This is a genomic window from Streptomyces sp. NPDC052721 (assembly GCF_040678315.1).
GTDB lineage: Bacteria > Actinomycetota > Actinomycetes > Streptomycetales > Streptomycetaceae > Streptomyces.
Genome location: NZ_JBFATL010000004.1, coordinates 92,719 through 106,474 on the forward strand (window position 1 = coordinate 92,719; position 13,756 = coordinate 106,474).

General features: G+C 74.4%; 7 protein-coding genes. 1 reads left to right on the forward strand and 6 read right to left on the reverse strand.

Annotated elements, in window-relative coordinates; translation table 11 throughout:
- Positions 1 to 17: 17 nt before the first annotated feature.
- The 6 genes from AB0L21_RS05640 to AB0L21_RS05665 form a co-directional block, all read right to left on the reverse strand.
- Positions 18 to 950: a serine/threonine-protein kinase gene (locus AB0L21_RS05640; RefSeq protein WP_365782426.1), complete on the reverse strand. Its 933-nt coding sequence runs from the start codon at positions 948 to 950 to the stop codon at positions 18 to 20.
- A gap of 391 nt (positions 951 to 1,341) precedes the next feature.
- A complete protein-coding gene (locus AB0L21_RS05645) occupies positions 1,342 to 3,096 on the reverse strand; it encodes a protein kinase (RefSeq protein ID WP_365704665.1) in 1,755 nt (584 codons plus the stop codon).
- A 106-nt stretch (positions 3,097 to 3,202) separates the two neighbouring features.
- Positions 3,203 to 5,038: a serine/threonine-protein kinase gene (locus tag AB0L21_RS05650; protein WP_365782428.1), complete on the reverse strand. Its 1,836-nt coding sequence runs from the start codon at positions 5,036 to 5,038 to the stop codon at positions 3,203 to 3,205.
- Between the two features lie 162 nt (positions 5,039 to 5,200).
- The gene (locus AB0L21_RS05655; RefSeq protein ID WP_365782430.1) at positions 5,201 to 7,942 is read right to left on the reverse strand and encodes a protein kinase; all 2,742 of its coding nucleotides are present in this window, start codon (positions 7,940 to 7,942) and stop codon (positions 5,201 to 5,203) included.
- 163 nt (positions 7,943 to 8,105) lie between these two features.
- Positions 8,106 to 10,151, reverse strand: a complete 2,046-nt coding sequence (locus tag AB0L21_RS05660; RefSeq protein ID WP_365782431.1) for a serine/threonine-protein kinase — start codon at positions 10,149 to 10,151, stop codon at positions 8,106 to 8,108.
- Positions 10,152 to 10,492: 341 nt separating this feature from the next.
- Positions 10,493 to 12,199: a glycerol-3-phosphate dehydrogenase/oxidase gene (locus AB0L21_RS05665; RefSeq protein ID WP_365782433.1), complete on the reverse strand. Its 1,707-nt coding sequence runs from the start codon at positions 12,197 to 12,199 to the stop codon at positions 10,493 to 10,495.
- Between the two features lie 281 nt (positions 12,200 to 12,480).
- Here AB0L21_RS05665 and AB0L21_RS05670 point away from each other — a divergent pair, with 281 nt between their 5' ends.
- Positions 12,481 to 13,689, forward strand: coding sequence for a nucleotide sugar dehydrogenase (locus tag AB0L21_RS05670; RefSeq protein WP_365704654.1), 1,209 nt, complete (start codon positions 12,481 to 12,483; stop codon positions 13,687 to 13,689).
- The last annotated feature ends 67 nt before the right edge of the window (positions 13,690 to 13,756 follow it).

The following is a 13,756-nucleotide window of genomic DNA, read 5'->3' on the forward strand; positions in this document are numbered from 1 at the left end:
GGCAGCGATTGCGCTGATCAGCGCGTTGGGCCGGCAGCGCCGTGCGGTCGGTCGGCCTCGGTTTTTCTCGCGAGGAGGAGACCCAGGGCGGTGAGGGGGGTGCGGCGGGGGGCCGGTGCGGGCTCGGGCGCGGGTTCGGGTGCCGGGTGGGAGGCCGGTGCCAGCCCGGCGGCGGGCGGGCGGGGTTCCCGCGCCGGTTCCGGTACGGCGGTGAGCCCCAGGCAGTCACGGAGTGCGGCCTCGGCCTCCGCCGCGTCCGGGCGGGCCGCCGGCTCGTCGGCGTGCAGCCGGTCCAGCAGCGGGCCCAGCGGGCCGGGGTCCGTGTCGCCCAGGGTGGCGCGGAGCAGGGCTCCCAGGGACCACAGGTCGGAGGCCGGGCCGGCGCCGGGCCCCGCCGCCCGCTCGGGGGCGACGAAGCCGGCGGGCGCCTCCTCCGCGTGCCCGTCGCCGATGCCGAAGTCGGTGAGGACGACCCGCCCGGTGCCGGACTCCAGCAGCACGTTGGCCGGTTTGAGGTCCCGGTGCACGATGCCGACGGCGTGGGCGGCGCGCAGTGCGCCGAGCACGGCGAGCCCGATGCGCGCGGCCTCTTCGGCGGGGAGCGGGCCGCGGCGCAGCACCTCGCGCAGGGACTCGCCGGCCACCAGCTCCATGACGATCCAGGGGATGCCGTCCTCGGTGACGACGTCGTACACCGTCACGGCCGAGGGGTGCCGCACCCGGGTGGCGGCGCGGGCCTCGTGGTGGAGCCGGTGCGCGATGCGCCGGCTGTCCTCGTCGGCGGCCGGATCGCCGGGCAGCAGGGGCTCCTTGACGGCGACCAGCGCCTCGCCCTGTTCGTCCCGGGCGCGCCACACCGTCCCGGACGGCCCGGATCCGAGACGCCCGGCCAGCCGGTAACGACCGCCGATCAGACGTGCGTCGGGCGGGTGTTCGCCGTCTTCAGTCATGTCACATCAGTACCCTGCGCACCACGCCGTTGTCGAAGCGGGAGGGCGGAAACAGGGCTGGGGAACCGGGGCCGGGCGGTCACGCGGCCCACCGGTGCGGGCTGAAGCCGTGCGCGGTCTCCCGCACCTCTACCGCCCCGTCCCCGCCGAAGTGCGCCGGCACCACCAACGCCCGTTCCTCCGCCGCCCGTCGCAGCACCCGCTGCCAGTTCCGCGGGAGGCACCGCGACCGGCCCCGGCTGCGACCGGGGTCGCGGAGCGATCCGTGGCTGGGGCGGTTGCAGAACGAAGCTCGTCGTGTCGTCGGCCGCCTGGCCGGTCCCCCCGTCACTGCTCATGCGTCATCTCTACCGCCTCCCCGCCGCCCGCAGCCACCGGGAGGGCGCACCGGTCACACACCCGTGACCGAGAACGTGTCGACCGCCACGTCGAAGTACTCCCGGGCCTCCCGCACCTTCCCGACCGGCGCCGACACCCACACGTCGTACAGCCGGCCGTTCTCCTCCCAGCACAGGTCGTAGGTGTGGCGCGGGCCCTCCGCCGCGCTGAAGCCGTCCCAGGTGAACTCCCAGAGCGCGGCCGGGTGTCCGTGGTGCGTGGTCCGGATGACCCGGCCGTCGTGGTACCCGGGGTTGGTGGAGGGGCCGTCGGCGGCGGAGCGGTTCATCGCCGCCTCGGGGCCGCCCGGCTGGGGCCCGCCGACCCGGATGCCCAGGCGGAAGGTCTCGCCCGGCGAGAGGTAGAAGACGCGTGAGCCCTGCCGGCTGCGGGCGAAGTCCTCCGGTACGGCGAGGGAGAAGCCGGCCGGGTCACGGGCCGTGCGGTAACCGGAGGGCGCGGTGCGCGAGTCGGCGCCGGCGGTGGGCGACGCGCTGAGGGACGGTGCCGGCCCGGTCCCGGTCGGCGACGGGGAGACGGCCGTACCTCCTGTGCCTCTCCCGGTCGGTGACGGGGACACCGCCGTGCCTCCCGTGCCGGTCCGGGTCGCCGGACTCGTCGCGGTACCGCCCGGGGTGCCGCCGCCCCCGTCCCCGTTCCCGTGCAGCAGCAGCGCCGCGGCCGACACGCCGGCCCCGGCCAGCGCGGCGACGAGCAGTGCCGCGACCAGCAGGCCGCGCGGGGACGAGCGCGCCGGGGGCGGTTCGAGCGACGGCCGGACCGGGGTGGCCGGCAGCGGTCCGCCGTGGGGCAGATCCCGCTGGGTGGGCGTGTACGGTCCCGGGGACTTCGGCGTGAGGCTCCCGCCGATCCGGTGGAGGAGCCCGCCGCCGTGCGCCCCCGCCGGGCCCGGATCGCCCGGCGCGGGCGGCGTCCGGCCGGTCTCCAGATACGTCCACAGCATCCGCTCGGCGTCCGCCGCGCCCAGCCGCCGGTCCGGGTCGCGCTCCAGCAGCCCCAGGACGACGGGCAGCAGCGGCTCGGCCTCGGCCGGCGGGCGGATGTCGTCGGAGACGACGGCGTGCAGGATGCCGCCGAGCGAGTCGCGCCGGAACGGCGACTCGCCGCTGAGCACCGTGCACAGCAGCGCGCCCAGCGACCACAGATCGGACTCCGGCCCGGTGCGCAGCCCGGACATCCGCTCGGGCGCGGTGTACTCGGGCGAGCCGACGAACGAGCCGGTCTCGGTGAGCGTGGTGGCGCCCTCGACCTGCGCGATACCGAAGTCGGTGAGGACGACCCGGTCGGTGCCCGACTCGATCAGCACGTTCGCGGGCTTGATGTCCCGGTGCAGCACCCCCGCCTCGTGCGCGGTGCGCACCGCGCTCAGCAGGGCGATGCCGATGCGCGCGGCCTCGACGGCGTCGGCGGGCCCGTCCCGGTCGATCCGGTCGGCGAGCGAACCACCGTCGATCAACTCCATGACGAGATAGGGCCGTTCGTCCTGCTCCACCACGTCGTGCACGACGATGATGTGCGGGTGCCGTAACTGGCAGACCGCGCGCGCCTCGCGGAACGTACGGTCACGGCGGCGGCGCGCGTCGTCGTCCGGGAGCGCGTCGTCGGGCAGGAGCTCCTTGACCGCCACCTGACGGCCCAGCACCTGGTCGCTCGCCCGCCACACGACGCCCATGCCGCCGCGCCCGATGCGTTCCTCCAGGCGGTAACGGCCCGCGATCAGCCGGAAGCCGGCTCCCTCGGTCCCCATGCGCCCATCATGCCGCACGGGACCCGTGCTCCCCGGGACACCGACCGGCCAAGACACACCGGTCAGCCTGCCATTTTCGGCCGACCCGGCCACCGCCGGAGCCGGTTCAGCCCTCGTCCGGCTGCTGCCAGCCGCGCAGCACCCAGGTGAACTGCTTGCTGGTCGTCGCCCAGTCCTCGGCCGGCGAGGACATGTAGAGGGCGTACTCGGTGCCCTGGCGCGAGAAGTACGTCTCCTCGACCGCGTGCCGCGGCCCGGGGACGTACGGCGGGTCCTTCTTCAGCGCGGTCCAGGTGTACTCCCACCGGGCGCCCTTGCGGTCGCGGTAGACGTTCTCCTTCATCGTGACGCGCCGGTAGTCGACCAGCCGCTGGAGCTGCTGCTCCAGGTCCTGCTGGTGGGAGAGGGGGTCGGCGAAGTCCGGTGAGCCGTCGATGGCGATGCGGACGAAGTGCTTGCCGTTGTCGGGCGTGTAGTCGATCTGCTTGAGGTCGCCCTCGATGCCGTACACCTTGCGCTTCCAGCCCTTGGGCAGGGAGAGGCTGAAGCCCAGCGGGTCGTGGTACGTCGTCCAGCCCGCGGGGAGCGTGCCGTCGGCCGCGGCTGTGTCGCTGTCGGCGGGCGCCGGGCTCACATCGCCGCCGGCCGCGGGGCCCTGCCTGCCCCAGTGCTGGATCGCCACCGCCCCGGCACCGCCGAGCACCGCGGCCACGGCGACGACCAGCGCGAGGGTGCGCAGCCGCCGGCGGGGCCGGGCGGGCACCGGTCCACGGACCGTGAACGCGCCGACGGAACCCGGGTCGTGTGCGGGCGCGGGGGATCCGGGTCCGTAGGGGGAGGCGGGGGTTCCGGAACCGTACGCGGCCGTCGGGCCGCCGGAGTGGTAGCCCTGGCCGGAGGAGTTCGCGCCGTAGCCGGTGGCCGACGTACCGGAGCCGTAGCCCTGGCCCGATCCGCCCGAACCGTAGCCGGTGGCCGACGTACCGGAGCCGTAGCCGCCGCTTGTCGTGCCGCCGCCGTGGCCGTGGCCGGGTGAGGGCGCACCCGGGACCGGGCCCTGGCGGTGGTCGGTGGCTGTGGACAGGCCCGACCCCTGGGTCGGGACGAAGGCCTGCGCCGCGCGCGGCCGGCGGCCCTCGGCGGCCTCGGCGAGCATCTGCTCGGCCTCCTCCGCGCCCGGCCGCCGGGCCGGATCCTTGCGCAGGAGCGCGGCGATGACCGGGGCGAGCGGACCCGCGTGGCGCGGCTCGTCCGCCGCCTCCTCGACGACCGCCTGCATGGTGCTCAGCGGCGAGGTCCGCCGGAACGGCGAGCGCCCCTCGACCGCCGTGTACAGCGTGGCGCCGAGCGCCCACAGGTCGGAGGCCGGGCCGGGATCGTGGCCGCGCACCCGCTCCGGGGCCAGATAGTCGACCGAGCCGACGACCTCTCCGGTGCGGGTGATGGTGGTGTCGCCCTCGATCTGGGCGATGCCGAAGTCGGTGAGCAGGACCCGGCCGTCCGCGCCGAGGAGGACGTTGCCGGGCTTGACGTCCCGGTGCAGTACCCCGGCGGAGTGCGCGGCGCGCAGCGCCCGCAGCACCCACAGCCCGATCCGCGCGGACTCCGCCGGCTCCACGCGGCCCCGCTCCTTGACCGTGTCGGCCAGCGAGGCGCCCTCGACCAGCTCCATCACGATCCACGGGCGGCCGTCGTGTTCCAGGACGTCGTGCACGGTGACGACGGCGGAGTGGTTGATGCGCGCGGCGGCCCGGGCCTCGGCCCGGGTACGGGCGAGCAGCACGGCCCGGTCGCTGTCGGAGACGTAGAGCGCGGCGGTCAACTCCTTGATGGCGACCTTCCGGTGCAGCACCTCGTCGTGGGCGCGCCACACCCGGCCCATGCCGCCGCTGCCGATGGAGTCGGCGAGCCGGTAGCGGCCCGCTATGAGCAGGCCCTGCATCTGATTCACGTTGCCCCGCAATGCTCTTGACAGGGTCAGACTAAGGACCGGCCTGCCCCCAGGGAACCAGTGGGGTGCCAAGGAAACCGCACTGTGACGATGGTCATTTCCGCACGAGAGCGGGAACCGCACCGACACGGCCCGGCTTCGGATACACGCTGCTCAACCGGTGTAGCGATACGTCGCGGTAGCCTGCTCGTACAACCGCGTCACCTCGTCCCGCTCCGCCTCCGGACCGCGCACCTGGACGACGTGATAGCGGCCGTTCAGCAACAGCGCCATGTTCCGCACGAACAGGTCCCGGCCCTGCCCGTCGGTCCAGGTGAACTGCCCCTCGGCCATGGTCCGTCCGCCCACCTCGATGGTCCGCAGCCCGGTGGCCGTGGCCCAGCTGGAGTCGCGGTACGGCTGGAGTTCGCGCTCCTTGTCCCGCTGATAAGCCATCGGATCGCTGCCGTACGCGGACGTGCCGTCCCGCCCCGGTACGACGATCAGCTGGAAGGTCCCGTGCGCGTAGACCACCTGGCCGCTGCCGTTCTTCGGGGTGCGCTCCCAGCCCTTGGCGACGGCGACCCGGAAGCCGTCCGGGTCCTTGCGCAGGGTGAACCCGTCGGGGACGGCGGGGTCCCCGCCCGTCTGTGTCTCGGTCGCGGGCGCGGAGGCGTCACCGCCCGGCGCGCTCTGCCCGGTGGAGGGCCGCGGGGTGTGTGACGGCGCGGCGCCGGTCTGCCCGGCGCCGCCGGTACGGTCGCCGCCCGCCGCGCCGCTCTCGCCCTGTTTCGGCATGAAGAGCATCGCGTACGCGATCGCGCCGGCCAGCAGGAGCAGGATCAGCAGGAGCAGGGTCCGCCCGAGGCTGCGCGGCGAACGCGCCCCCTCCCGGGCCCGCTTGTGCCGGCCGTGATGGGCGGCGGGCAGCCCGGCGCGCCGCCGGCGCACCAGCTCGCCACGGCGCCGGACGATCGGCAGCCGGCTCGGATCGGCGGGCGGCGTGGGGACGACATGAGCGCCGGCGTCCGGCTCGGGCGCGGACCGCACCAGCGACCGCAGCCAGCCGCTCAGCTCCTCCACGTCCGGCCGCTCGGTGGGGTCCTGGCGCAGCAGCGACTCCACGACCGGCCGCAGCGGTCCGCACTCCTCGGCGAAGGCGGGCGGCTCGGCACACACCAGCTGCACCAGCTCGGCCGTCGACTCCTCCGGGTACGGCGCATGCCCCTGCACGGCCCGGAACAGCAGCGCGCCCAGCGCCCACAGGTCGGTGGCCGGGCCGATCGGCGCCGCCAGCTGCCAGTTCTCGTGCACGGGCCCGGCCTGCTCCGGCGCCCAGCGCTCGGTCACCGGCCCCACCACGGTCATCCGCACCTGCCGCGCCCGCTCGGCGGCGAGCGCGGTCCCGGGCCCACGACGCACAGCCCCGGGCTGGTCCCAGCCACCGCCCGGCGGCACGGAAAGACCGGCGCCGGAGGCAGCCGCGGGGCCGGTGCCGGACGCGGGGGCGGGTGCGAGTTCGGAGTACGACGGGGTGGCGCCCGGGTAGCCGGACCCCGGCACCCCCCGCGCCTGCCGACTCCGCTCACCACCCGGTGCCGACGCAGGCCCTGGGCCGTAACCCCGGCCAGGCGCCGACGCCTGCCGTCCCGGCCCGTACCCCTGACCCGGCACGGACACCTGCCCGGTACCGGGTTCCGCCGTCGGCAGGCCCGGCCGTTGGGCCGCGCCGTCCGGGGGCGGGGGCGTGCCGCCGGAGCCGGGGCGCGGTGCGGCGCCGTGCCAGGGGGCGCCGCCCACCCCGTAGGGGTCGGCCATCGGGCCGGGCGGCGCCGTGGTGCCGGTGCTCTCCCCGGAGGGGTACGACGGTGCCGCGCCGGTGTCGGTGTCGTCCTCGGCGGGTGGCCGCGCGCCGGGCAGGGCGGCGCGTCCCCCCTGCTGGGCCTCGTGCACCCGGGCGGCGGCCCGGGCGCCCGCCCGGTACGCGGCGATGGCCCCGGCCCGGGCGGCCCGGATGTCCGCACCGCTCTCCAGAGCCGGCCGGCCCACCGCGCCCGGGACGCCGATCGGCCCCGGCGCCGGGAGCCCTCCGGCCGCCCGCGCCTGGATGGCGGCCCGCCGGGCGGCCTCGGGATCGACGTCCGCGGCCGGCCCTCCGTCCACGCCGCTCGTATCGCCCCCGGAGCCCGCGGAGACCTGGCCGGCCCCCGTGCCGGGGCCGACGCCCATGGTCGCGCCGCCGACGGGACCCGGCTCGGCGCCGAACCCCTCCCCCGTGCCGCCGTCCTGGCCGTCGGGAGCCGGCACCGGGTCGTATCCGCACAGCGCCTCCTCCGCCGCGCCGGCCGCGAGGCCTGTCAGCATCACGCGGCCGTCGTCGCAGACGAGGACCGTGCGGACGGTGATGTTGCGGTGCACCCAGCCATGGGCGTGCAGCACCCGGAGCGCCATGAGCACGTCGGAGGCGACCTCGGCCGCCCGGTACGGCGTCAGCGGCCTCTCGGCGAGCAGGGCGGCCAGCGGACGCGCGTTCACCAGCTCGCTGACGATCCACAGGGACCCGCCCTCGGCGAACACGTCGAAGACCTGGTCCAGCCGGGGATGGTCGGGGATGCCGGCCGCCGCCTGCGCGGCCTCGACGGCACGCCGCACCGCCGGATCGGCGGGCTGCCGGGTGGCGGTCCTCGCCTCCGGCGCCCGGCGGGACGCGCGCTCCCGTGCGGTGAACCCGGCGGGCAGCCCCTCCGCGTCGAGCACCTCGGCCTCGACGACCTCCGGCAACGGCACCTGCCGGACGAGGACTTCCTGACCGCTGTAGGTGTCGAAGGCGCGGGTCTCGGTGAGTTCGTACTCGTCGGACGGCGGCAGTGGCAGGCGGTAGCGGTCGGCGAGCACCCGACCCGCGTAGTCGTCCACTTTGCCTCCCCCGGCCGCCCGGTTGGTCACATCCGTTCGCCTCACGACCCGTTTCGCACACGCATGCGGCCGCATACGGTCCGCGACCCTTCACGATACGTGCCGGAGGCAACCCGCATTGAGAGGATGACGGATTCTCACGCACCAAACCGGCGTACGGCACCTACGACTTGGATTTGAAGGACTTCGTCAACGTCTTCCAGGTGTCCTTGCGGAGTTCGCCGTGCCAGTCGGCGTCCTTCGCGGTGTACATCAGCGCGTAACCGAGGTGGTCGTTCACCACGAAACCCCGGTCGATCGTGCGGTACTCGGTGCCGCCCTCGACGTAGGTGAACTCCCAGTCGGCGGTGTTCCAGCCGCGGTAGCCCACCCTCTCGATGCGGATCCTGTGGTACTGGGAGCGCACCATGTAGCGCTCCTGGTTCTTCCAGTCCGCCACCGGGTCGTCCTTGGGGGTGCCGGTCCAGGCGACGAGCAGCTTCTGCCCGTCGGGCCCGGTGTAGCGGTCACCGGCGGCCCCGCTGGACCGGTACTTCCACCCCTTGGGCAGCCCGATCGCGTACCCCTGGCCGCCCTTGCGGGTGGAGACCACCGGGGCGCTCCCGCCGTCCTTCGAGCCGGAGGAGCCGGAGCCGCCGGCGGAGTCGGTGCCGGCGTCGGTGCCGGCGGTCCGGCTCGCCCCGGCGCCAGCCGTCGATCCGGTGCTCGCGGAGGCCGAACTCGCTCCGTCCGTCCGGGTTCCGGTGTCCGTGTCGCCGCCCGAGCCCTTGTCCCGCTTGGCGGACGCACCGGCACTGGGCACGGCCTTGGCGCCGCTCTTGTCGCCCTTGCCGTCGTCACCGCTCAGGGCGATGGCCAGCACGGTACCGAGCACCGCGAGGGCGACGATCACGGCGATGACGATCAGCGTCCGCCGGGGCACCACATCGGTCAGCGGAGCCCTCGGCACCGGCCGCGTCGGCAGGTCCAGGTCCGGCGGTGGCACCACGGGCCAGCCGGAACTCTGCTTGTTCGCGCTGGAGTTCGCCACACCAGCGGCACTCGGCGCCGGACCGCCCGGCCGCGCGGCGGATCCAGCCCCCGGCCCACCGGAGAACCCGGGCCGCGCCCCACCGGGAACCACGCCCCCGGCGCCCACCGCGCCACCCGTCCCCGGCGCGGCCGGCTCGCTCCCGCCCTTGGTCCGCACGGACGCGGCTGCCGTGGCCGCCCCGGCCGCCTTGCGGACCGACCGCAGGGCGCCGCGCAGCTTCTCCCCGGCCTCCTCGCCCCGCTTGCCCTCCGGCCCACCGGACTGCGCCGGCAGCGGAACCACCTGCGTGGCGTCCAACGGCTTCGGCTCGGGCGCGTGGATCACCGCGCTGAGCATGGCCCGGGCCCCGGCGTCGTCCAGCCGCTTGGCCGGATCCTTGGTCAGCAGGCCGTAGATGACGTCCCGCAGCGGTCCCGCGTTCTTCGGCTCCTCCAGGGGCTCGGTCATCACCGCGGTGAGCGTGGCGATCGCCGAGCCCTTGTCGTAGGGCGGGGTGCCTTCGACCGCCGCGTACAGCAGGCCGCCGAGCGACCAGAGGTCGGCCGCCGGTCCCGGTTTGTGGCCACGGGCTCGCTCCGGGGAGATGTAGGAGGGGGCGCCGACGAGCATGCCGGTGGAGGTGATGGACGGGTCGCCCTCGACCTGCGCGATACCGAAGTCGGTGAGCACGACCCGGCCGTCCTCGGCGATGAGCACGTTGGACGGCTTCACGTCCCGGTGCAGGATGCCCTCCCGGTGCGCGGAGCGCAGCACGTCGAGGATGGCGAGCCCCACCTCGGCGGCGCGCTTCGGCTCCAGCACGCCGTCCTCGCGGATGACCTCGGCGAGGGACTTGCCCTCGACCAACTCCATGACGATCCAGGGCCGGTCGTCCTCGTCGACCACGTCGAAGACCGTCACCGCGCTGTTGTTGCGGATCCGGGCGATCGCCTTGGCCTCGCGCAGGGTGCGCGTGATCAGGCGCCGCTTCTCCTCCTCGTCGATGTTCGACGGGAACCGCAGCTCCTTGACGGCGACCGTCCGGCCCAGGGTCTCGTCCTCGGCGCGCCAGACCGTGCCCATACCGCCACGGCCCAGCACGTCTCCCAGCCGGTACCGCCCCGCGAGGAGACGCCGCTCGTTCTTGTCCTGACGAGTCTCCTGACGAGATGTACCCGCCCGCTCCGCCTCCGACATGCGTCCCCTCATACAACCCGCCCTGACAGAGCCTCCATTGTCTCTCACCCGACAAGTGGCCGACGCCCAGGGTGCCCCTGGCCCGGGCCCGGTCCCGCCGCCCGGGAAGCCCTTATGAAGTGGGCGTTCCGCTTACCGGGATGATGGGTCGTAAGAAGGGAGGAACCGGCACGCCGACGCTTCGGACAGTCCTGTCCATACCGGTGTCCCTGATGCCGCAGACCCTCGCCTCGAACCCGCGCTGCTCGCCGCCGAGTTCCGCCCTCGCACCTGGTAGAACGGCCCGGGTTCGAGCAGAGATCCCGAAAGCGGCCACTCGTTCGAGTGAACGTCGGCTGCTGCTACAGCGGCACGATGTCCGGCGCGCCAAGCCTCGCCGCGTCCGCCGTCTGGTCGTCCGGCTGGAGCTGGGACTCCCGCTCGGCCTCCACCCGCTTCTCGTAGTGCTCGACCTCGCGGGCGATCTGGTCCTCGTCCCACCCGAGGACGGGTGCCATCAGCTCGGCCGCCTCGCGGGCGCTGCGGGCGCCCCGGTCGAAGGTCTCGATGGAGATGCGGGTGCGGCGGGTGAGGACGTCGTCCAGGTGTCGGGCGCCCTCGTGCGAGGCGGCGTACACCACCTCGGCGCGCAGGTAGTCGTCGGCGGCGTGCAGCGGCTCGCCGAGCGCGGGGTCGGCGGCGATGAGGTCCAAGACCTCCTCGGCCAGGGAGCCGTACCGGTTCAGGAGGTGCTCCACGCGGACCACGTGCAGTCCGGTGCGCGCGGCGATCCGCGCCCGCGCGTTCCACAGCGCCTGGTAGCCCTCCGCGCCGAGCAGCGGGGTCTCCTCCGTGACACAGTCGGCCACGCGCATGTCGAGCCCGTGCACGGCCTCGTCGACGGCGTCCTTGGCCATCACCCGGTAGGTCGTGTACTTGCCGCCCGCCACGACCACCAGCCCCGGCACCGGGTGGGCGACCGTGTGCTCGCGGGACAGCTTGCTGGTGGCGTCGGACTCGCCGGCCAGCAGCGGGCGCAGCCCCGCGTACACGCCCTGTACGTCGTCGCGGCTGAGCGGCACGGCGAGCACCGAATTGACGTGTTCCAGCAGGTAGTCGATGTCGGCGCTGGACGCGGCCGGGTGGGCCTTGTCCAGGTCCCAGTCGGTGTCGGTGGTGCCGATGATCCAGTGCCGGCCCCAGGGGATGACGAAGAGGACGGACTTCTCGGTGCGCAGGATCAGGCCGGTGGTGGAGTGGACGCGGTCCTTGGGCACCACCAGGTGGATGCCCTTGGAGGCGCGGACGTGGAACCGGCCGCGCTCGCCGACCATGGCCTGCGTGTCGTCGGTCCACACGCCGGTGGCGTTGACGACCTGCTGGGCGTGGATCTCGTACTCCCCGCCGGTCTCCACGTCCTGCACCCGGGCGCCGACGACCCGCTCACCCTCGCGCAGGAACCCGGTCACGCGCGCGCGGTTGGCCACGTTCGCGCCGTAGGACGCGGCCGTGCGCACCAGGGTGGCGACGAAGCGGGCGTCGTCCATCTGGGCGTCGTAGTACTGCAGGGCGCCGACCAGGGCGTCCTTCTTCAGGCAGGGGGCCACGCGCAGGGCGTGGCGGCGGGTGAGGTGGCGATGTATGGGCAGGCCCCGGCCGTGTCCTCGGGCCATGGACATCGCGTCGTACAGCGCGACGCCCGAGCCCGCGTACAGCCGCTCCCAGCCCTTGTGCTGGAGCGGGTAGAGGAACGGGACCGGCTTGACCAGGTGCGGGGCGAGGCGCTCCAGCAGCAGACCGCGCTCCTTGAGGGCCTCGCGGACCAGGGCGAAGTCGAGCATCTCCAGATAACGCAGGCCGCCGTGGATCAGCTTGCTGGACCGGCTGGAGGTGCCGGACGCCCAGTCGCGGGCCTCGACCAGGCCGGTGGACAGGCCACGGGTGACGGCGTCCAGCGCGGTGCCGGCGCCCACCACCCCGCCGCCGACCACCAGCACGTCCAGCTCGCGCTCCGCCATCGCCGCCAGTGCCCCGGCGCGCTGCGCCGGTCCCAGAGTCGCTGTCCTCACCGCTGCCTCCCGCTGTCGCAGACTCGCTCGCGTCGGCCGCACCCGGTGGGCGAAGCCCGGTTCATCCCCTCCTCATGCCCAAATTCTGACCGGGTCGCCCGACTTCAGCCACCACGGGCGCCCGAGCTGTGGACAACTTGCGCACAACCCTCGGAAGACACACAAACACAATCACACATAACGGTCATATATGTACCTAGTCTGACAGTGCACTCGCTCGTCTTCTCCACAGCGGTTGCGCACTTGTCCCGCTTCGGCTACTGGGAAGGACGGCCCACGCCATGCCCGCAGACCTCGCCGTCATCGGACTCGGTCCCTACGGCTTGCCGCTCGCCCAGGCCGCCGTCGCCGCCGGTATCCCCACCGTCGGCTATGCCACCGGCCCCGAGGCCGGCTCACTCAGCCCCGCGGAGCTGCGCCGGATGCACTCCGCCGGATTCCGCCCCGTCACCGACCCCGCCCAGCTCGGCCGGGTGCGCACCGCGGTGATCTGCGCGCCCACCCCGCGCGGCGCCGACGGCGGACTCGACCTCGGTCAGGTCGAGGCGGCCGCCCGGACCCTGGCCGCGCGGCTGCGCCCGCACACCACGGTCATCCTGGAGTCACCGGTGCTCCCGGGAACCACGGAGAAGTTCCTGCGCCCGCTGCTGGAGGAGGGCTCGGGGCTGCGCGCCGGCCGCGACTTCCACCTCGCCTACTCCCCCAGCCGGGTCGACCCCGGCAGCCGCGACCACACCCCGGCGAACACCCCCAAGGTCATCGGTGGCCTCACCCCCGCCTGCACCGAATCGGCCGCCGCGTTCTACGGCCGGCTCACCGACAAGGTGGTACGCGCGCGTGGGCTGCGCGAGGCGGAGACCGTGCAGCTGCTGGAGACCAACTACCGGCACGTCAACATCGCGCTCGTCAACGAGATGGCCGTCCTCTGCCACGAGCTGGGCGTCGACCTGTGGGACGTCATCCGGTGCGCGGAGACCAAGCCCTTCGGCTTCCAGGCGTTCCGGCCGGGCCCGGGTGTCGGCGGGCACGGGGTCCCGCTGGACCTGACCGGGCACGCGACCCGCACCCTGCGCATGGTCGAGCTGGCCCAGCAGGTCAACAGCCGGATGCCCCGATACGTCGTCCAGCGCGCGGCCACGCTCCTCAACGAACACGGCAAGTCCGCGCGCGGGGCCCGCGTGCTGCTCCTCGGCGTCACCTACAAGCCCGACCTCGCCGACCAGCAGGGCACTCCGGCCCAGGAGATCGCCGTACGGCTGATGGGGCTGGGCGCGGCCGTGAGCTACCACGACCCGTACGTGCCCGAGTGGAGCGTCCTGGAGCGGCCCGTGCCGCGCGCGGACTCCCTGTACGAGGCGGCAGCCGACGCCGACCTCACGATCCTGCTCCAGCAGCACCGGACGTACGACCTGCAGGGGCTCTCGGTGAAGGCCCAGCTGCTGCTGGACACTCGGGGGGCCACGCCCACGGGGGCGGCGCATCGGTTGTGAAGGGGGGCGCGTGGGGGTGTGGGGGCGGGGGGTTGGTGGCGTGGGGGATTCGGCGCCGGTACCTTGG